Raw genomic sequence first — 19,381 nt, forward strand, 5'->3', positions numbered from 1 at the left:
CGGGAGCGCAATACTCTCAGTCACCGATAGCAGCCGGGTACGGTGCGGTGATGGGCAAAGGCTACACCCGCGCTATGTCCGAAGGGTGATATAAATTAAGACCATTTTGTGCACCCCGTATGTTCTCATTTTCAAATTAAGCATCGTCACCGCCGTGGCGCGCGGCCGTCGTCCCCGAGGTTGGGCTGATGCCTTCCGCTGTGATCCTCGTCGCGTTCATCACCACGACGCTGGTCGCCGCCGTGACGCCGACCGTCACCGCCTCGCGCCACGGCGGAAACTCCGGTCTAATCCGGTCAAAGCGCCATTTCGCTGGGATGCACCGATTGCCGGCGAAATTCACGAGATCACATTCCTGTAACCCGCCTAATTTTGCACCTGCGAAGGATTATTTTGCAATGCGGTAGGCATTGAGAGCACGCGGCTCGCCTTCTTGTTGTTCTTCTGTTGCTGGCGACGTTCTCATGGCACCTGTTGCGCTCAAACCACCCGGCCACTCGCCGAGTAAGTCTGCGTCTGGATCAACACGTCAGGTGCACTTGGCGGGGCTCGCGTTGGCCGTCGGTGGCTTCGGCATCGGTACGGGCGAGTTCGGCATAATGGGGCTGCTGCCCGATGTTGCCGGCGACATCGGCGTGTCGATCCCATTGGCGGGGCACGTTATCAGCGCATATGCGCTCGGTGTGGTGGTCGGCGCGCCAGTAATTGCAGTTCTGGCCGCGAAGCTGCCGCGGCGAATGTTGCTTCTTGCGTTGATGATTGCCTTTGCAGCCGGCAATTTCGCGAGCGCGCTCGCTTCCGATTATGGCTGGCTCGTCGTGCTGCGGTTTCTAACCGGGTTGCCGCACGGAGCCTATTTCGGCGTAGCATCGCTCGTTGCCGCCGATATGGCGCAACCGAACCAGCGCGCCCGCGCTGTTGGCCGCGTGATGCTGGGCCTCACGGTCGCAACTCTACTGGGTGTGCCTCTGGCCACCTCATTCGGGCAGACCCTGGGATGGCGGGCAGCCTTCGCCGCCGTCGGCGCCATTGGTAGCCTGGCAATTCTGTTGATATGGCGCTTCATTCCGGCGGTTTCAACCGACGCCGACGCCAGCCCCCTCCGCGAGCTTGGCGCTCTCCGTCGCCTGCAAGTCTGGCTGACCTTGGGCATCGGCGCGATCGGGTCGGGCGGCATGTTCGCCGTGTACAGCTATATCACGCCGATGCTCGTCGATGTCGCCGGCATTCGCGAAAGCATCGTGCCCTTCGTGCTTTGCGTGTTCGGTACAGGGATGATTATCGGCAACGTTGTCGGTTCACGTCTCGCTGATAGCGCCCTGCTGCCCACGATCGGTGGCGTTCTCATCTGGAACGCAATCGTGCTCGGTCTCCTGATCTTCACCGCTGGCCATGCTTGGCTTGCCGTGATCAACGTGCTGTTGATTGGAACAGGTTTTGCCCATGTGCCGGCGTTGCAGACTCGGCTAATGGACGTCGCTGCTGACGCGCAGACGCTTGCAGCCGCCCTCAACCATTCCGCATTCAACGTCGCAAACGCGCTAGGAGCCTGGGTCGGCGGCCTCACTATTGCTGCGGGCTATGGTTGGACGTCGACCGGATGGGTCGGCACATTGTTCGCGCTCGGCGGCGTTGGAGTATTCACAATGTCGCTCCTCAGCGACGGCGCCTTGCGAGGACGCTCACGTTTCCCTGCTGGCTAATCGCTGCTCGATGATCGTCAAGTCGATAGACCTTGGCATCCTGCATCTGGAGCACTTGAACTCGGGCCATCGATAACCGCCGACGGCCATGGGTAGCTGCCCCGTCGCGCTTCTCACCCACCAGAGTTGGCGGTGCCGTGTCCGATAGACCCTGCCTCCGGCGCGGTAACGACGGGACCAACCGTTTTAGAAAGATCGCGGGCGACGCATGGGGGCGGAAATCGAATATCGCACCAAGTCAGCCGAAGGCAAATTGCGCCATCCGTTCTTCGAGGGCCTGCGGGAAGATCTGTAGGGTACGCTTTTTAGATCTCGGGCCACGTCTTCCCAACGAGGTAGGCTTCATGACCGTCGTTCGCTGCGTGTAGCCGAACTTTCAGCCCAACCAGCTTTTCGCTAAACTGATCCAGGGCTGTGTCACCGCCTATGAAACCAAAAAAATCGTGGACCGCATCCACTGCAAGAAGGCCGAGCATGAACAGCGGCTGCGGGCGCGGGCGGCCCCATTCGAGCTTCGGCGTGAATGCGCCATTTCCGTCCTCCTCCAGGTGATACTGATAAAGATCGTGCCAGGCGCCATGCACATTGTGTGACATGCCGCCGAACATGGCGAGATACGCCCTGTCTAAGCCGACTGCTTCCGCCTTCTGACGGAGGTCTTTCCCGCCCCAGGCAGCCCTGTTCTTCAGGTCAACACTGTCAAGCTCGATGCCGGCAATTCGCGCCGCTCGGCTGATCGATTTGACCATGCGCTGCTCGATGTGAAGCATTTCTCCCCCTCGCTGCGCAACGTTGGCCTGGATGGTGTCCCATAACCTGCGCTCGTGCCTCAGCGAGTGGCGGACGAACGAGTCAACCTGTTCCGGGGAGAAGTTCGCGATCAAATACCGCGCATTGACGATGGTCTCAAACGCCAGCCGGCTGATGATCGTGCTCGTGTCAGCCCGTTTTTGTACGGTCTGGTCGAGAAATGCCGAGAGCAGTTTGAACAGCCGAACCATGTTGCCACCTACGGCCGCCTGATCGCGCGTCCATGCCGGTGCCGGTCCGAGCGTGCACGCCGCCACGCAGACGTAGGATGTAGCTTCCCGCAGCAGCTCTGAGGCCAACACCATGAAATCCCATTCGCGAGTGTAGCCCGCCATCTCGGCCGGATCGACAGCAACCTCATCAATCGTGGGGAATGCGGTTTTTGATTCGCTCATCCTGCCTCTTGATCCCAGAATTGCCGCGATACGCTCGCGCCGGCACAGCGGCGGGTTTGCGGCTAACAGTCGTGGTCGTGCAACTCAATGCAACTGCGAAAACACAGGGTGACGGCGAATGTCGGTCGGCGCCGCGCCTGATGGTGTTGCCAAGGCGTCCAGTAGACCTTGCCTCAGCGGGCATGTCCGCTTCCGGGCCGTGTCGCTGATACGGGTGGGTTACAATCGGTCACCACCCTTATCGTTAGCCAGTTGGGGCTTGATGAAGCCCGGCATCTTCGCAGGCGTCGCGCCCTCGATCGCGCGGGTGTCGGTACGCTTAACCATTAGGTCACAAAAAAATACTCAACTTGCGAAACTGGAGTATATTGTCACTTTGAATAAAATCTCAGGTTAATTTATGAACGAAGACTATTTCAAAGAGCACGCGGCGCGCCTCCGCAATATCGCCAGCAACGCCGATCCCTTCACCAAGCGCAGGTTGTTGGACCTCGCAGAGAAGTACGACGGACGAAAGTCCGTTCGACGACCACCCCCACTCCCCTCAGTAACGATCGACCACCAGCAGCATTCCGACGACCGCAACAGCAGCGGCGATCCCGGCTAATCGCTGTGCTGATTTGATGCCCCAGATCGCCGATGTCGCCCCTGGGCCGCGTTGTGAGCGTGGGGATGCCGCCAGCGGTGGCCCATCGACATCGCCGACGCCCGCGATGACCGGGGCGCCCGTTATCGTCGAGGTGTTCAGCACCATCCCGACGCTCGCCGCCACGCAGACGGCACGCCTCTCAACTTTGCCCTGCACGATCGCGATCTCATCACCCGGGGTGAATTACGCCCACGCTCCTTCGAGGGCGTCACCAATGTCCAATAAACCGCGCGGGGGCTTGCGCTGTGCACAGCATTGATCCGGGACCGCGCACCAATAAGTTGCTGGCGTCGCTTCCGCGCGAAGACTTCCAGCTCCTAATTCCGCATCTCTCGTCTGTGCAACTCGCACAAGGTGCCGTCCTTGCCGAGCCCGGTGTCGAAGTCGATCACGCTTATTTCCCGTTATCCGGCGCGGTCTCGCTGCTGGTCGTCATGCGCGATGGCAAGGCCATCGAGACCGGCACCGTGGGGCGCGAGGGCGCCGTCGGCGCTATGTCCGGAATTGCCCCCTGTAAATGGCAGGTGAGAGCCATCGCCCAAATGCCGATGTTCGCCAGAAAGATCGCCTCGACCGAATTGAGGAAGGCAGCATCCTCAAGCAAAGCCATTGCCGATCTTTGTGTACGCTGTAGCGAGGAGTTGCTCACACAGGCGCGGATCGGCGCGGCATGTAATGCCCTGCATCGGATCGAGGCGCGGTTCTGCCGATGGCTGCTGCAAACCCGCGACCGAACCGAGAGTGACAACATCCAACTCACGCAGAAATTCCTCGCCGAGATGCTCGGCGTTCGGCGCACGTCAGTTACCGAGGTGGCCCATAAAATACAGGCGGCAGGTGCAATCAGCTATTCCCGTGGCGTCATTAAGATCATCGATCGCGAAGCGGTCAAAGCCTTGTCCTGCGAATGCTATGAGACCTTGCGGGAGCAGACGTCGGTGAGCTGATCGACCACCGGATTTCGGCGTCGTAGCCGACACACCAACGACGCCGCGTACACGAGTCCGCCGCATCCTATCATGATGGCCGCGGCTCTTGCTTGAAAACGCGCTGCACGACGCTGGTGCCGATACCGAGCTTCCGGCCGATCTTGAGGATGCCATCACCGCTGGACGGTATTACCGGGTAGCGACCGCAGCGGCGAACGCTGGGGCGCGTCGCGATTCTGATGAGTTCCAGTGTTACAAACTGGGCAGACGGCGAGGATGATTCTTTCTCTAATTACCCATATGGGCACCGCCGATTGGTTCATCATGGAATATCGAGGAAAGCATTACACGATCGTCCAAGGCTCCGGGTCGGACTCTTGGAAGTGGACGGTCCGCCTGGACGAAAAGACCGTCCAATCCGGCAGCACTAAAACACGGGACTTCGCCGAGACCTTTGTTGTGTGGGCTATCGACAAGGCTCTTAAAAAGGTGAAGCCAAAACCTCCCTCCGATTAGTGGCCTACTTTGATTTCGCGAGTGGCCTAATTCGGCCGGACCGAGAAGTGGGTAATGGCCTGTTTCGATCGCGCGTAGCCTACTGTGGATTACGCAGTCGCCTGTTTTGATTGCACGTCATCAGTCCCGCCCCGAAATGACCCTCGCTGGGAGCAGCTACAGGGCGGCGCAAAACAGAGAGAATCCCACGATTTTGCCGCAGAGCCGCCCCACCATTCCCCAACTCAACGCGATCCTTCCACAAATTGGCGTTATGACCCCAAAGCACCATGATTATTCCCATGTTGTAAACTCGAAAACAACAGGAGGGATAGATGCCAGAATCAATGAGCGTTGCGACTCTGACGCACGATCTCCTCCGCAAGCGGTCAACTGTGACGCTAGTTTGGGATGACCCTGAGAAAATGCTCGCCCTGCCAGTCTCATTTGGCTGCGGATTGGATCGCGTGCAATCCGAAGCTGCGCAAGCTGTACGCGATCTCTCCACTCCGAAACTTGATTATGAAGCGATTACGAAGTTGATCGTGTCGCGTCTTCGCGACCATTAGTCACTGTCTAGGCATTTTCCGAGCAGCGAAACAGAATGTCACCGTTCCGATCTGTGTCAGGAGTCGGCAGGCTCCTGCATGATCGGCATTTCAGCCGCCATGTGAACCTGCTCACATCTGTTCGCCGCGATTTGAGCTATTCATTGGAGATGGTGTGCACGATGGATGCCTCCACCGCGCTGTCTAGAAAGACCTTGCTGGAATGCGGAGGGCACGCAGCCTCTGACCGTTGGATTCTTGCTTGTGCGTGTGGACCAGCGCCGAATTTCGGAGCAGGCTGATGTTCATCACCCGCCGCGTCTTTACCAGCGCCCTGTCGCTGATCGGGCTTGCCGCTCTCGCCGGGTTCTCACCGCTGCGCCTGATCGCAGACGCGATGGCGCAAAGCGCGTCCGACGTCGCCAAGCCAGTATCGCTGCCGGAGATGGCGCTCGGTCCCGCCAACGCCTCGGTAACGATCACCGAATACGCATCGATGAGTTGTTCACATTGCGCGGCATTCAACGCAAACGTGTTTCCGAAGATCAAATCGGAATATATTGACACGGGCAAGGTGCGTTACGTGTTCCGGGGAATTCCCGCTCGACATCAAGGCCGCAGTGGCCTCGGTGCTGGCGCGCTGCATCGCCAAGGACGATGCCGGAAAATATTTCGCCGTGATCGACATGCTGTTCAAAGAGCAGGATGAGTGGGTAGTGAAGACCATGGCAACCCTGAAGCGGATCGGTAAGCAGGCTGGCACGAGCGAACACTCGGTCGAGACCTGTATCACGGATCAGGCTCTTTTCGACAAGCTATCCGCCGATGAAAAGTTCGCCCACGAGGTGCTGAAGGTCAATGCGACGCCGACCTTCTTCATCAATGGTGAGAGGATCAAAGGCGCAATCTCGTTCCAAGAGTTCGACAGGCAGATCAAACAACTGCTGAAGAACTGAACTGTCACCTCGATCTGTTCCTTTGAAGAATGGCGGCGATCCACCATCGAGCCGCGATAGCACTGGTGATCCCACTAGAGCAGCCATTGCTGGTGGTCTTGCTGTCGGTGTGGATCGTGCAAACTCCTTCGTCGCCAAGGATTAACCAGATCGCAGCCGCGCGGCTGGCGTGCAGGTATTCGGTCGCGCGTCTTCTGCTCGGCGGTTTCGCCAGCATGGAGCGGCCTAAATTGAATCTGAGTCCGGGACCAGACGCCGCATTGATTTCAATGAAGGGAATTGGAATACCACCACGGACCAAAGAGAGTCGGGTGGAAAGGTGGGAATGGCAGATTACCGTGTGTACACCATCGGCGACGATGGGCATTTCATCAACTCCCGAGCGTTCTCCTGCGATAACGATCCCGACGCAATCGAGTGGGCAAAGCAGCTAGTTGATGGTCACGACATAGAGCTTCGGAGCGGAGCACGCTTGATAATCCGACTGGAACGTAAGCCGAAATGATCTCGCAATCCGGCCTGTTCCGAGCGGTGTGACTCCGATAAGCCGGGCCTCGGCAATCAGGATTGCTGAACACGAGATCGATCGCGTCCTACAGAAATTAAGGGCCTCAGTTGGCGGCCTCTGTTATCCGCCCCTTACCACCGCATTTGGTGCACGGTGCAGGATAGATTTTGCGGCCTGGCTGCACTGGCTGCGTTACCACGGGATAGCCAGTGCCATTGCATGCCGGACATTTATGCTCAATCGGATTCGCGGCTGGCTCTTTCATTTGAATAAGTTTTCTTCCCCGCTAGTTACCGCCTTGGATGCAGTGCAGCGCGATCAAATGCGATCGTTAAATCACATGGCACATTGATCTTGATCAATGCGTCTCAATTCGGCGGCTTGAGCCCGCCTGCTATCCAGCCGGTGTTCACTGACTTTAACAGGTACTCGACCAGCATTTTTTGCACATGGTCGCAGCGCGGGCATTCGAACGTTCGCACATTGGAACTGTTGGGACCATATTCGATTCGTGCCAGCATCATGTGGTCGTGACACTTGGGGCAACGAGGCGGCTCGATCGGAAGTAGCGATGGCTCGGGGCGACTATAAGATTCAGGCATGTGATGCACCGCTGTTTGACCAGGCGGGGGCGGCCCAACACTCTCAGTCACCGAACTGGAAATTACAATCCCCCAGTACCGTTGTGTCTGCGCAGAGCGTGCAAGGGTTCAACGGGCCGGGAACGGTTTTTAGGTTGGCAGGTCCTGGACTGTGCCGATCAGCACCGGCACGGAAACTAAACCGGGCCTCAACTCGCCCCCGTGTTGGGGCGCTTCTTTTGCCAGTACCCGGTGAAATCGACGCTCTTGCCACGCTTCATTGCCAGAGCGGCTGCGCGTTCTTATCGCTCCTCGTCCGGATGCACCCAGACGTAAGGCGCAACGACAGGCCAGCAGAAAGCCACCATCGCGGTGACGGCCTCTCAGAAAAAAATCCAAGCGTAAGTTACCCCGTCATTGCGACGAGCGAAACGATCACACGATCAGAGCTTGGTTGCTGCTCGGGACAGAAGTTTCCAGTCCGCGCCCTGTTTTTGCCAGTTCATCAGGATGTGGAGATTGGTGGCACTTTTCTTGCCATCGGCGACGGCCTCACTTTCGCCCACCCAGTGGAAACGCACGACCGCTGCCGGGCCGACGACACGAATATTGGTGTCTTTGTACTCTAACGACAAAAACTTCGATTTTCCGCTGGTGGCATTGGCGATAAACATCGCCTTGTCCTCGAGCTTGCCATCGGAGTGGCTGTAGCTCAATTCCGCCGCGCAGAGCGCGTCGAGTGCTTTGGCGTCGGCGGCGAATTGAGCCGCACGGAATGCCTCTACATTCTTCGCGACGGCATCTTCATCCGCCGAAGCCCCGAAGGCCGGGATCACGCTCACCGGAACCACGCTCAGGAGTGCAAGCGCAAGCGCCGGCAAGGCCAGCTTACGACGCTCGATATCCATGGTTTCCTCCATTGTTCTGGTTATGAAGGCAGTCTTGCAGTCACACTCTTTTTTGTCGAGTGCCCGCTTTAGCCCGTGGAAGACCGCGCGTGATGCTGCGTCTGCTAGCGTGGTTTCCTGCACGGTTGCCACGTGTTCGGTAAATGGGGTTGATCTCGGGGAGTGGCTTGTCCGCAGTGGTCTTGCACTGGACTGGCCGCAGTAGCTTCCAAGAACCTTGGCGCTATCGCACTTGCAGAAGAACAGGCGGGATCACCTGTTAGCTGTTCTGATCAGCTATAGCGACTCTGCGTTCTAATCGATATGCCGAGGCCTGGCGCAGAGGCGCTCGCCAGATTCGATAGGATGCTTGGAAAGTGAAATTCAAAGAGGAACGCCCCTTCCCTACGCCCGACGCCGCCGAGCGCAAACTGCTTGAGCTGGCGAACGCGGTCGAAGCCGATCACGCCGGTCGCCTGTCGGTCGCCGTCATCAACACGCAATTTCGGAATGCTGGCGGCAGCTACGAGGAATATGGCTCGGCGGTTAAAGCGGCTATCGCGCACGGCTGGCTCACCATGCATCCGTCCGGCGCTTACCTGTCGTTCACGCAAGCCGGGGCGGAGCTGTTCGCGTAGTCGACGTCTGCTTTGAGGCGCATTACGGACTCAAGTCAGACATCGCGCTAGGTCCGAAAAGTGCCAACAGGTGACGTTCGGAATGAAGAGGCCGCCAACTGAGGCGGCCTTACCGTAGGCCAATTCGGACCACGGCCATCTCCGCGATCTCTCGCGGCTCGCTAATGCCTGTCGTGCCGACTCACGGCCAGTCATTTCGCGCGCGCCTTCAAGAAAACCACCGGTGTGGCTCCGCACAAATATCTTTCCGACTTTAGGGTCGAGGAAGCCAAGCGGGTGATGCTGACAACCAAGCTTCCGCTTGCCGATACCGCGCTGATTTGCGGTTTCGGGGATCAAAGTTACTTCACGCGCGTTTTCTCGCGCAGCGTGGGCTGCAGCCCGGGCACGTGGCGCAGGAACAACTCCGATGGACAATCGGCGCGTTTCTTACGCGGGCTTGATCATATCCCGTGCATAGGCCAGGCCGATACCGTATCCGCCGCCGTGAGCCTCCACGATTGCTCGCGCCCCGTCATAGGTCTCATGCCGGGTCCAGTCGCGCTGGAGTTCCAGAAGGACCTGGATCCACGACGTCGGCTTCGCCCCCGCCGCTTCCATCCGTCGCATCGCCAGATCGTGACTGACCGGAGTGAGCCCGCCGCAAGCGTCGCCGACGACGTGTACCTCATACCCCGCCGCGCGAGCGGAAAGCACCGGAAAAGTCACGCACGCTTCCGTCAACAGCCCCGAAAAGATCAGCTTCCGCCGTCCGGTCGCCACGATCGCGCCGCGCGCAGCGTCGTCCTCCCACATGTTCATGTTGCGGCGGTCGATCGCGACCACTTCGGGAATCGCGGCGTGAATCGTGGGCATCAGGGGACCGCTGTAGACCTTGGTGGCGGACGTGGACGCCACGATCGGCATGCCGAAAACGGTGGCAGTGCGCGCTAGAGCGATCACGTTGTTCAGAAGCATTTGGCGGTCGATCGATCCCACGCCGAAAGCAAGTCCGGCTTGCTGATCGACCAGCACCAAGGCGCAATCCTTCGGCTCGATCAGGATGTCGGGCATTGCCCTCGCGGTTCCAGGTCCTTGTGTCATGATTTCGTTAACTCCAGACATCGGGGATTTATCACCGCGGCTTCGCTTCTGCTCCCGACATTATAGCCTTGAAGGTGATTTCGATGAGCTGTTCAGGAAAGGCCAGTCTCGTCACACCGATCAGATTGCTGGCGCACTGAGGGCGCGCGGTGCCGTAGGCTTCCTTGCGCACCTTGCCTAGGACGGCAAACGCCGAATCCACATCGAGGACATAGAGCGTATCCTCGACGACGTTGTCCAGCGTTGCCCCGAAGCGCGCCAAAAGCTTGACGGCATTGGCGTAGGTCGCCCGCATCTGCTGTTCCATCATCGAGAACTCGGCCGGCTTGCCGGATTCATCGAGAGAAGCGGGCGCGATCAGGTTCCCCTTCTCGTCGTGGCTGAGCTGGCCGGAGACATAGATAGTGTCACCAACCTTGATCGCCTGTGCGTATCCGGAAGCATCTTCCCACGGCACACCGAAATAGGCGGCCTCTTTACCATTCACTGCGGCTGCGTTTACGTCGTTGCTTTGCATATCCAGCCTCCTGGCTTCTCAATCTGGCATCGCGTCTCGGTGGCGGCACTGAAAGTTTCAGTACGAGATGCTTTGAAGAATGACCTTGCAACGCCGGCGAGGGAAATCACCTCTCGCCATAGAGTCGATAGACGATCGTTATTGCCGCCGCGCCGCGTGATGCCGTAGCGAGGAATGCCACCAGCCGCATCTGCAGAGACTCCCGTTGCCGCCCTTGGACCAATCGAGGTTGCGCGCGCCAACGCGCCGCCGTCCTTGACCATGACGCCGCTCCTACGGTGGATTTGTCGTGCGCCACGTCGCCGACCGGATGCCGGACCGAGGTAAGAGAGGGAAAGACATCGCCATTTTGCAGATGGGGCAGGATGCCTACAGAAAAATTTCGGAAATCCGGAATTGCGTTACCTGGGTAACGACCAAGCTGTTCTTGCACACTCAGGTCTGGTGGTGGCACGAAGCCAAGTCCCCCGACCCGCCACTCGATCCGAGCTGACCCGGACGCGTTACGTCGCCTCTTGGCCCAAAGCGGCGATCAGAGGACGGGCAGAGCATGTCCGCTCTGCCCGGGTATTTCAGACATCAACTTGTTCCGCTATTGCCAAGGCGTCATCGACCTCGATGCCGAGATACCTGACCGTGCTTTCGATCTTGGTATGTCCGAGCAGAAGCTGGACAACTCGGAGATTTCCTGTCCGGCGATAGATCAGGGTGGTTCTTGTACGTCGAAGCGAATGCGTCCCAAACAGCCTCGGGTCCAACCCGACGCCGCCGATCCACTCCGATACGAGGCGCGCATATTGGCGGGTGGTCATGCTGGTGTTCGCACCACAACGACCTGTGAACAAAAACTCGCCCGGCCTTTTATTGTCGACCTTTAGTTAGTCATCGATGGCGTGGCGGGTCTGTTCGCTCAATTCAATCTAACGGGTCGCCCGGTCTTCCGTTGACGAACCGTTGCGCGGTCGGCAGCGTAACCGCCGGCGGCGACATCCTCGACCCGAATGGCGACAACGTCACATCCACGAAGCTTGCTATCAATCGCCAGATTGAACATGGCGAGGTCGCGAGCGCGGCCTTCGATCTGGAGCTTCGTCCGAATCGACCAGACGTGCTTGGGTCGTAGCGGCAGCTTTGCCCCCGTTAGTTTGCCTTTGTTCCACGGCACTCGGCTTTGGGATGCTGGGGTCGCATTCACTTGATCTTGCATGGTCATACTCCTCGGCTCGGTTACAGAGGCGAGAAGCATGTGCCACCGGATTAGGCATTGGAATCAGGTGGGTAACGAGCCAAAGCGGACTTCGCGTCCTACGCGGCGGCGCGCGGTCGGTAGCGATTGACCCAAGAGCGACGTGCGCATGACCGAGGAACGCTAAAATCTCTCAAATACATGTTGGCTAGCGGCGGCTCGAGGGAGCCGCACGCTGCCAATGCTTGAGTCACCACTCGCCGTAAGCGTAGCCGGGATAGGAGTAGTTATAGGTCGGATAGCTCCGATATGAATTATAGGTCGGATAGCCCCAATATGAATTATACGTCGGATAGCCCCAATACGAATTATAGGTGGGATAGCCCCAGTACGAAGGGTAGGGATAATCCCGACGCACCCGATAGCGCACGTCCGTCATCACGGCTGGTACCGCCGCCTTGATCGACGTGCCATTGATCGGCGCAGCAGACGATTTGGCCGTGGCGGCCACTGCGATAGGAACAGCAATTGCGAGCGCAATCGCGAGGCTGCGGACTTGAATCTTCATGGTAGCTCCTGTTCGTGTTAAAAATGACAATCAACCACCCGACGAGAATGACCTTGCAACGCCGGCGAGGGAAATCACCTCTCGCCATAGAGTCGATAGGCGATCGTTATTGCCGCCGCGCCGCGTGATGCCGTAGCGAGGAATGCCACCAGCCGCATCGCACCTCGAAACCGACGTCCTTATTCTGCGGAGAAGTCTAAGCCGCGTTCAGTCGCTGTATCGGCAATCAATGCCGTCGCAGTTTGCACAACTGGTGCGGCGAGGTTCGGGCCGTGAGCCCCGAGAGAAGCTCGTACATGGTGCACGAGAACGGCAAGAAGCGCGCAGGGCACTGTGGGTCATTCATGATCCGCATGAATAACTCAAACGCATTTCACGATCTAGCGCCTCTTGGACGACTTGGTCATTTTGCGCGCCAACGCATTCGAAGATCACTCAGGAGATGACCAGTCTCTGCGGAAGCTTCGGCTGAAGCTACCTTCGAACAATTTGATGATTCCGGCCGGATGAAGCCTTCCGCCTACTACGATTCGCGCGCAGCTGCGTGTCCGGGGATCGCTTCGGGTCCTTGATGCCGGGTCCTCAATGCCGCGGATGCCTATCTCCTGTCACCGTGCTTGGGTAAGTTCGCGCTAGGACCGCTGCCACCTGCTCGATGCTCGTGTTGAAGCCATAAACCAAGCGCGCGCCCCCGTAAGGGATCAGCCAAACTTCACGGGACTGGCCCGGCTCGAAGCGCACAGCCATTCCCGCCGGAATGTTTAGGCGATACCCAAGAGCAGCCTGTCGATCAAAAGCGAGAGCCGAATTGGTCTCGGCGAAATGATAATGACTGCCGAACTTGGTGCCGGTCATGCCGAGCACGTCGCGCAACACCCAGAGCAGCGGCGTGTCGCCGTCGACATCGACGCTCCGCGTCTGAGGTTGAGTTGATAGTGAAGGCCATGGCATCCTCCGATCCTGTCAACCCATATTGTTCGCGACCACTCTTGCGCTCCGCCGGTCAGTTGCCTGCGTGATTTGAAGAGTACGTCCCTCGCTACTTCGTGTTTTCGTCGAGCCCGCGTATGAACTCGATGAGATCGGAACGCTGCTGCGCGTCCGCGATGTAGTACGGGTGCGGCTCTCTCGCGCCGCGCTCGGGGTTGAAGAGCGAGTCTAGCCCGTGCACCGAAGCGTCGTGCAGGAACACCTTCTTGCGCGCGAGGTCGAACAGGAGCGGGATCGGCACGCCGCGCGGATCGCCGCGTTGGCTGCCGTCGGAGATCACCATCTTGTCGTCGAAGGTGCCCGGCGAGTTCTGGACCGGGGAGTAGGGCGGGTCGCGCTTAAAGATCACTTCAGGCTTGTAGTCGGGCCACAGGTTCTCAAGGCTGACGATGAGGGGCGGCACGGGCTTTGACTGATCGACGTTGTGGCACGCGGTGCAGTTGGCGCGGAACACCTCACGCCCGCGCCGGAACGCCGCCTCGTCCACCTTGGCGCCCTTCGGTGCCGGGAGACTGTGCATGTAGGCGTTCAGGTCGAAGAGCAGCTGGTTGTCGACGCGTATGCCGGTTTGGGCGTACTCCGGCCCCCCCTTTCCACTTTTTGTCCCCTTGACGAATGGGTAACCTTTCACACCTATCTTGTCGATCACGGCCTGGTAATTGGCTCGGAGCGCGAGGCCGAGGTGCTTCGCCTCCTCCTCAAGGAAGTGGCGCCCGGCTTCCGTAAGCAGCGTCGTCGGGTCGAGATTCTGCGTGAAGGAGCCGTTCGAAATATTGTCGAGGAAGCGGAATTCGGCCGAGCTCGCCCAGGGCGCGGCAAGGTCCTGCCGGAACAGCGGCATGTTCACCACCGAGTTGCCGATGCCGTCCTGTGTCTCGTCGAAGGTGCCGCGCGGATAGTATTCTTTGTTGAGGAGGTAGGCGTCGAACTCTTCCTCGGAGGAGTCGGGCGTGAGGCCCTTCGGCGCGCGGCCGATCGTTTTGCCGCCAGGCATCTCGACCTGGAGGTTGGGGTAGTAGGCCTTGCTGTTAGCGGCCCAGGCAAGGAACTGGCCCATGTCCATGACGAGGGCCGACGGGCCGTCGATCTGCCGGCCGATGGAGCCGCCATCCGGCAACTCGAGGATGCTCGCGTCGGTGACGGCGTGGCAGATCGAGCAGGCGACGCCCACCTTGTCGCCCTTCGCGAGGTCGATGCGTCCGTCTCCGTTGACGTCGACGGCCGGCATGCCGTTCACCGCGTTCATCTCTAGGAGGCGAATGAAAGTGGCGGGGTCGTTCAGCGTCGGGGCGTTCTCGGGTGATAAATCGGTCTTCGCCTCTGCGATGAACTTCGCGAGGAGGTCCGGCTGGATCCGCTCCGTGTTGTAGAGGAAGCCTGCGCGAAGGCCATCCATCGGCGTTACCTTGGCGGCCTTGAAGCCGTCCACCAAGCGCATCGCGTCCGTCCAGAACGTCTCGTTGCCTAAGGTCTCGTAGCGGTAGACCCGCTGGCCGCTGATGGGATCGCCGAGCTTGTCCGGGTTGGGGTTGATGTCAATACCGGGGCCGTCCATGACGCCGCGCTGCTCGATGTGGAGCGGCTGAATGCCGGCGCCCTTTGGCGATATTCGGGAGGTTGCGGCAGAGGGTATGGGGACCGAGAGCTGTTCGGGACGACGGAACGGGTCGGACGAGCTCGTGGGGATATACGGATCCTGCTCGATCTGCTCAGCAGCCATGGTGACCGCGCCCACAGCCATGGTGACCGCGGTGACCGCGCCCACAGACAGGGCGGCGAGCACCACCCCGCTTGTCCGCTGCCGCAGTAAGTGGATCGATAGCCGGCGAATGGTCTTGAGCATGGAACGACACTCCCTGCTTCTGGAGTTGCGCCTGGACGGCGGCGATCCGTCATGGCCGCGCTCAGGCACCGTCAAATGGCATGTTCGCACCCGCCGCGGCGGATTCACGCAGCGGCACTGACGTGTCGTGAAAAAGGCGCTGACGTGCCGTGAAAAAATGTCAAGGTGGGACTGACATTACCCTTGGAACCTGGAACCGTGTCGAACCGTGTCAGCTCGGCTCGAACCGTTGCGTGTCACGCCCTTGCGAAGCGGCAAGTCGCCTAGCGTAGCGCGGAGGCGCAGCGAGATGCGTAGCGTGGCGTCTTTTAGCTCGATTTCGACTTGATCACACGCAACAACAAAGCCTGATCCGATCCGCGGCAAAATCAATTAAAATCAATTCACGAATTATGAACGCGTCGAGGTTTAGCCCAACCGGGGCTACACATCGATACCGCCGACTAATGTGTCCAGGCGTCCGAATTGCGTGATCCTCTGCCTGACACCCTCACCGCCATGCGCGTTATGAGTATGCTGCATGTGCGCTTCGAGAGCAGCGGCGGTTACGCAATGCGCTTCCCTGCCTAGCGAAGCGTATCGAGAGGCTGTTTCGGTGAGATGCTCTTGACGATAGAGGTCGTGATACACTTGGTGCGTATCACCGGCTTCTTAGAACTGGATCGCGCTCCAAAAATCGGGCCACTGACATGCGATCTCACTCAAGTCTTGGACGCGATGCAGCGAGGTTGCGGTGATACCCCACCTATTATGTGGGAGAGACTCGTCCTGAGCACAGCCTTCGCGCGATAAAGCCATGTTTTCTCCTCAGCGTGAGAGTCGTCGCGCAACGTTACGGTTCCCGTCATACCGGAGACGAGCGGCATGCCAGGCGGTACCCGATCGATGGCGATTCTGACCGGAACACGTTGTGCCAGCCGTACCCACGTGTAGACGGGATCAACATTGGGGAGACCCTGAGCGCCGGCCGCCGCGTTGGACACGCTGACACCTCGAGTGATCGTCGTCACGTGGCCGATGATCGGGGTAGAATAACCCATCAACTTGACCTCGGCACGATCCCCAATGCACACCTGCGCCAACTTTGTCTCCTCGAAATAGCCATCCACCCAGAAGCTATCGGTATCGACGATCGAAATGTTGCTGACCCCCGCATGCGCGTAGTCGCCTACTCGTAACAGAAGATTCGTGACGTAGCCGTTCACCGGGCTACGAACCTCCGTTCGCTTCAGATTAATATCTGCCTGGGCGACCTGTTTACGCGCCGCGTCGACCGCGGCTTTCGCCTGTAGGGCACTGCCTTCGAATACCTGCTGCTCTTCCCGCGAGGTGGAAAGATCGGATAGCCGCTTCCGCCGTTCGGACTGCAGCTCCTTGACGTACCTGTCGGCTTCCCTTTGCTCCAACAGCGCTTTGCTCAACCGCAATGCAACGTCGAAATCAAAAGACTCAATCTGATAAAGGACGTCTCCCTTGTGAACGAATTGATTGTCGGCGACCCGCGGCTGCGTAATCTGGCCGGACACTTGAGGTGCGACGCTTGCGACCTGGACACGGACGCTGCCGTCGCGGGTCCACGGCGCAATTACATACTGGTCCCATGCCACGATTGAGACGAGCACGGCGACGAGGAAGATCGCGAACGTCGCAAGCCTCCGCGACATCGACCACAGAAACTGCCCGATGGCTCTTCGCCAGGCGACCGGTGGTTTGGGGGATAGTACGGACGGCTTTTGCTCGCATGGTGAAGGCTGCTTGGATTTCGCACGCGCAACCGCACTGAGTTCGGGCAACGCTTCGTTTTGGGTCGGCCCCGACGAGGACTCCGACTGCTGTTCTTCTCGATCGATCGCCTGATCTTGGCTGACAGCCTGCATGGAAATTTCCCTCAAAAAAGCAAGACAAGCAGACCCAGAATGGTCACGTAGAGGCTGAGCTCGGCAATCGCCGCATTGCTGAAGATCCGCGAAAATCCAACAAAACGCAGAAGCGGCCTGATCAGAAGCACGACAAACAGAGCCACCACCGCATGGGTGATGAACGGCGCAACCAAAACGCCGCCGATGACTAATTCGCGGAAGGTATGCGCCATCACGCGGCCTCGTCGAGATGAACGGGTCGTCCGAGCGCCGCCTCGATGTGGTAGCTCGCGACCATGAGCGCAGCAGAGAGATCGGCCACAATATGATCTGACGGCGACGCCTTGCATAATACCTGGGACGCGGCGCGAAGTGCCTGCGGCTCGTGCTTGTTGAACGAAGCGCGCACCTCTTCAGCCAACGCCGTTAACGGTCCGCCGGCGAGCATCTTCAGCTTGTCGTCGCACAACCGGATAATCGAAGATTGGTCGAAATAGGAAAGAACCTCCTCGATTGTCTCCGCGCTATTCGGAGCGTTCCCTCCGGCGGACAGGATCTGACCAATCCTGACGGCGTCACGAAACATCTCCTCTTCGGGCTCATCTCGCCGATCACGGGATGGCCCCTGAGCGAACTCTTCGCGAGCAGACATCAACATCCAGCGTCTCCGCCGCTCTTGCGAGACTGGAGGCACAAGAAATTGCGTCGCCAACAACACGCCGGGAGCAACACAAGCCAAAAGAAAGAAGATAACGTACGACTGTCCGTCGTAGGTCTGCGGATTGGCCGGAGAGAATATTATCACGCCGAGTATGAGGATAAATCGACCGACAGCCGACACTGTCCGGTTGGGCAACGATATCACGAGTGCGGCGCCGATCACGAGAGGAGCAAGTCCGATTGCAAGCAACGTGAAGGCGTCAACGCCATCGAGGACGACGAACTCGAGAAGCCCAGCCAGAAAACCGGCAATGGGTGCCGCAAACAGCGCCAGGGCGGTCGTCGCGCGCGAGTTGGGCGTCATTGCTCCAAGGCCGACGAAGGCTCCAATGAGGGCAAGGGAAGTGCTTGCCGCAGGCCAGCCCGCATACACAAGGAACATCCCCGCCAACGCAACCCAGATCGCTGCTCGAATGCCACCTTCAACAGCAGCTCGGTGGAATCGATAGATCAGCGGACGCCAATGCCATGGAGGACGTCCATCAGTGCGTAGGGCGGCAAGATTCTGTCGAACCTGCTCATCTCTTCTGAGTAATTCCTTGAGTGTCCACGCCAGCGAGGCGGTCGTGCCTGCGTCCCCTTGCGGGTCGGCACGCCACACGACCGTCGGCGGCGGGAGTTCGCTTTCGTTGCGCTCAAGCGCGCGCGCTATCCTCTCGGATGTCGCCTTATCAGCGGTGACCGGAAGCACGTTGAGACTCCGCGCGGCATGAAGCTGCGCCACAAGCGCAGCTGCCGCGTTGTCGCCCGCTACGCTTCTGGCTTGGCCGCTGCTCGACTCAAACGCCAGGCTAGACGTTTCCGGCCGGAGCGCCGAAATTTCAGCGAGCAGAGCAGCGGATTCCATTGGCTGCGTGGCCTCACCAATGATAGCCGACTTCGCGTAGTTGCCGATCCGACGACGGATGTCAGCCAGCTGCTCCACTAGCTTCGTATGACGATTAGGCGCCCATAGTAGATCGCTGACAATTGTAAGGGATGCAATTCCGACGAGGATTCCTGCACCGCGCATCATGCCCGCCTCGAACACGTGCTCCGGATTGTCGATTTGCTGGATCGCAACCAACGCCACCGTGAAGCCTGAGAGGACCGCTGCGTATGCACGATTGCCGTCGAGCAATCCTGCGACGTACACGCACAGGCCCATCCAGCCGGCATAGGCTATCAGCAAAAGATCGCGCGTCTGGGAGAAGAGCGCCGTTATTGCAATGGAAACTGCAACGCCAATGATCGTCGCAATCACACGAAAGACTGCCTTCTCCAGGGCCTGGCCACGAGTTGGTTCGGCGACGATTGCAACTGTTATTAGCGCCGTCGACGGCGCTTCGAGCGAGAGCCAGAAGCTCACATACAATGCAACGATTGCCGCTAGCCAGATTCGGATAGCGAAAGCCCAGGAAGTAAGGGGGAAACCCAACGGAAGGAGTCTCACTTGTTTAGGCAGCGTCAAATAGAACTACTCCGTGATTTCGACTGTCCGCCTCGACGGAGGAAGGGGTAAGGGGTGTTGTCCGCT

The 19,381-nt window shown here is 59.1% G+C and carries 21 protein-coding genes and 4 pseudogenes; 9 read left to right on the forward strand and 16 right to left on the reverse strand.

Annotated elements, in window-relative coordinates; translation table 11 throughout:
• Window positions 1–136: 136 nt before the first annotated feature.
• Window positions 137–343: a hypothetical protein gene (locus N554_RS0111290; RefSeq protein ID WP_029583565.1), complete on the reverse strand. Its 207-nt coding sequence runs from the start codon at window positions 341–343 to the stop codon at window positions 137–139.
• Window positions 344–464: 121 nt separating this feature from the next.
• Here N554_RS0111290 and N554_RS0111295 point away from each other — a divergent pair, with 121 nt between their 5' ends.
• Both N554_RS0111295 and N554_RS42955 read left to right on the forward strand, forming a co-directional pair.
• Entirely contained in the window at window positions 465–1,703 is a 1,239-nt protein-coding gene (locus N554_RS0111295; protein ID WP_029583566.1) for an MFS transporter, read from the forward strand.
• A gap of 214 nt (window positions 1,704–1,917) precedes the next feature.
• Window positions 1,918–1,998, forward strand: a pseudogene (locus tag N554_RS42955) (DNA ligase); the annotation flags it as partial.
• Window positions 1,999–2,008: 10 nt separating this feature from the next.
• On the opposite strand, the gene N554_RS0111305 reads toward N554_RS42955, so the two are convergent.
• Entirely contained in the window at window positions 2,009–2,812 is an 804-nt protein-coding gene (locus tag N554_RS0111305) for a DUF5677 domain-containing protein (RefSeq protein WP_371259476.1), read from the reverse strand.
• 640 nt (window positions 2,813–3,452) lie between these two features.
• Window positions 3,453–3,713, reverse strand: coding sequence for a hypothetical protein (locus N554_RS0111315; RefSeq protein WP_156041893.1), 261 nt, complete (start codon window positions 3,711–3,713; stop codon window positions 3,453–3,455).
• 89 nt (window positions 3,714–3,802) lie between these two features.
• On the opposite strand from N554_RS0111315, the gene N554_RS0111320 reads away from it, so the two are divergent.
• The 4 genes and pseudogenes from N554_RS0111320 (at window position 3,803) to N554_RS35695 (ending at window position 6,485) form a co-directional block, all read left to right on the forward strand.
• The gene (locus N554_RS0111320; RefSeq protein ID WP_051677446.1) at window positions 3,803–4,504 is read left to right on the forward strand and encodes a Crp/Fnr family transcriptional regulator; all 702 of its coding nucleotides are present in this window, start codon (window positions 3,803–3,805) and stop codon (window positions 4,502–4,504) included.
• Window positions 4,505–4,762: 258 nt separating this feature from the next.
• Complete coding sequence (locus N554_RS0111325; protein WP_156041894.1) at window positions 4,763–5,002, forward strand: hypothetical protein; 240 nt, start codon at window positions 4,763–4,765, stop codon at window positions 5,000–5,002.
• A 314-nt stretch (window positions 5,003–5,316) separates the two neighbouring features.
• On the forward strand, window positions 5,317–5,550 hold the full coding sequence (locus N554_RS39820; protein WP_156041895.1) for a hypothetical protein: 234 nt from the start codon (window positions 5,317–5,319) through the stop codon (window positions 5,548–5,550).
• 280 nt (window positions 5,551–5,830) lie between these two features.
• Window positions 5,831–6,485: pseudogene (locus tag N554_RS35695) on the forward strand (DsbA family protein).
• Window positions 6,486–6,489: 4 nt separating this feature from the next.
• Here the strand turns inward: N554_RS35695 and N554_RS39825 are convergent.
• The 3 genes from N554_RS39825 to N554_RS0111350 form a co-directional block, all read right to left on the reverse strand.
• Window positions 6,490–6,852 carry a hypothetical protein gene (locus tag N554_RS39825; protein ID WP_156041896.1) on the reverse strand — a complete coding sequence of 121 codons (363 nt, stop codon included), beginning with the start codon at window positions 6,850–6,852 and terminating at the stop codon, window positions 6,490–6,492.
• Between the two features lie 244 nt (window positions 6,853–7,096).
• Window positions 7,097–7,258 (reverse strand): zinc finger domain-containing protein, encoded by a 162-nt coding sequence (locus tag N554_RS42960; protein ID WP_371259477.1) that lies wholly within the window; start codon window positions 7,256–7,258, stop codon window positions 7,097–7,099.
• A 759-nt stretch (window positions 7,259–8,017) separates the two neighbouring features.
• Window positions 8,018–8,482, reverse strand: coding sequence for a nuclear transport factor 2 family protein (locus N554_RS0111350; RefSeq protein ID WP_029583574.1), 465 nt, complete (start codon window positions 8,480–8,482; stop codon window positions 8,018–8,020).
• Window positions 8,483–8,838: 356 nt separating this feature from the next.
• Here N554_RS0111350 and N554_RS0111355 point away from each other — a divergent pair, with 356 nt between their 5' ends.
• The gene (locus N554_RS0111355; protein ID WP_029583575.1) at window positions 8,839–9,099 is read left to right on the forward strand and encodes a hypothetical protein; all 261 of its coding nucleotides are present in this window, start codon (window positions 8,839–8,841) and stop codon (window positions 9,097–9,099) included.
• 168 nt (window positions 9,100–9,267) lie between these two features.
• A pseudogene (locus N554_RS42680) lies at window positions 9,268–9,486 on the forward strand (helix-turn-helix domain-containing protein); the annotation flags it as partial.
• Window positions 9,487–9,528: 42 nt separating this feature from the next.
• Here the strand turns inward: N554_RS42680 and N554_RS0111360 are convergent.
• From N554_RS0111360 to N554_RS39830, 3 genes are all read right to left on the reverse strand, one after another.
• Window positions 9,529–10,152 carry a hydrolase gene (locus N554_RS0111360; RefSeq protein ID WP_029583576.1) on the reverse strand — a complete coding sequence of 208 codons (624 nt, stop codon included), beginning with the start codon at window positions 10,150–10,152 and terminating at the stop codon, window positions 9,529–9,531.
• Window positions 10,153–10,213: 61 nt separating this feature from the next.
• Complete coding sequence (locus tag N554_RS0111365; RefSeq protein ID WP_036052939.1) at window positions 10,214–10,699, reverse strand: Rid family hydrolase; 486 nt, start codon at window positions 10,697–10,699, stop codon at window positions 10,214–10,216.
• Window positions 10,681–10,962, reverse strand: a complete 282-nt coding sequence (locus N554_RS39830) for a hypothetical protein (RefSeq protein ID WP_156041897.1) — start codon at window positions 10,960–10,962, stop codon at window positions 10,681–10,683. The genes N554_RS0111365 and N554_RS39830 overlap by 19 nt, the downstream gene beginning before the upstream one ends.
• A gap of 26 nt (window positions 10,963–10,988) precedes the next feature.
• Between N554_RS39830 and N554_RS0111370 the strand changes: the two genes are divergently transcribed.
• Window positions 10,989–11,192: a hypothetical protein gene (locus N554_RS0111370; protein ID WP_156041898.1), complete on the forward strand. Its 204-nt coding sequence runs from the start codon at window positions 10,989–10,991 to the stop codon at window positions 11,190–11,192.
• 79 nt (window positions 11,193–11,271) lie between these two features.
• Here N554_RS0111370 and N554_RS35700 read toward each other — a convergent pair.
• The 7 genes and pseudogenes from N554_RS35700 to N554_RS0111415 all read right to left on the reverse strand — a co-directional run bounded on the left by N554_RS35700 (window position 11,272) and on the right by N554_RS0111415 (window position 19,315).
• Window positions 11,272–11,912 (reverse strand): annotated as a pseudogene (locus N554_RS35700) (tyrosine-type recombinase/integrase).
• A gap of 223 nt (window positions 11,913–12,135) precedes the next feature.
• Window positions 12,136–12,453, reverse strand: coding sequence for a hypothetical protein (locus tag N554_RS0111380; protein WP_029583579.1), 318 nt, complete (start codon window positions 12,451–12,453; stop codon window positions 12,136–12,138).
• 582 nt (window positions 12,454–13,035) lie between these two features.
• Complete coding sequence (locus N554_RS0111390; protein WP_156041899.1) at window positions 13,036–13,404, reverse strand: urease subunit beta; 369 nt, start codon at window positions 13,402–13,404, stop codon at window positions 13,036–13,038.
• Window positions 13,405–13,492: 88 nt separating this feature from the next.
• Entirely contained in the window at window positions 13,493–15,286 is a 1,794-nt protein-coding gene (locus N554_RS0111395) for a c-type cytochrome (protein WP_051677447.1), read from the reverse strand.
• 701 nt (window positions 15,287–15,987) lie between these two features.
• A complete protein-coding gene (locus N554_RS0111405) occupies window positions 15,988–16,950 on the reverse strand; it encodes an efflux RND transporter periplasmic adaptor subunit (RefSeq protein WP_245283581.1) in 963 nt (320 codons plus the stop codon).
• Window positions 16,951–17,174: 224 nt separating this feature from the next.
• Complete coding sequence (locus N554_RS0111410; protein WP_029583583.1) at window positions 17,175–17,378, reverse strand: DUF1656 domain-containing protein; 204 nt, start codon at window positions 17,376–17,378, stop codon at window positions 17,175–17,177.
• Complete coding sequence (locus N554_RS0111415; protein ID WP_081851230.1) at window positions 17,378–19,315, reverse strand: FUSC family protein; 1,938 nt, start codon at window positions 19,313–19,315, stop codon at window positions 17,378–17,380. Before N554_RS0111415 ends, N554_RS0111410 begins: the two co-directional genes overlap by 1 nt.
• Window positions 19,316–19,381 lie beyond the last annotated feature (66 nt).

It is taken from the genome of Bradyrhizobium sp. URHD0069, assembly GCF_000701345.1.
Taxonomy (GTDB): Bacteria; Pseudomonadota; Alphaproteobacteria; order Rhizobiales; family Xanthobacteraceae; genus Bradyrhizobium.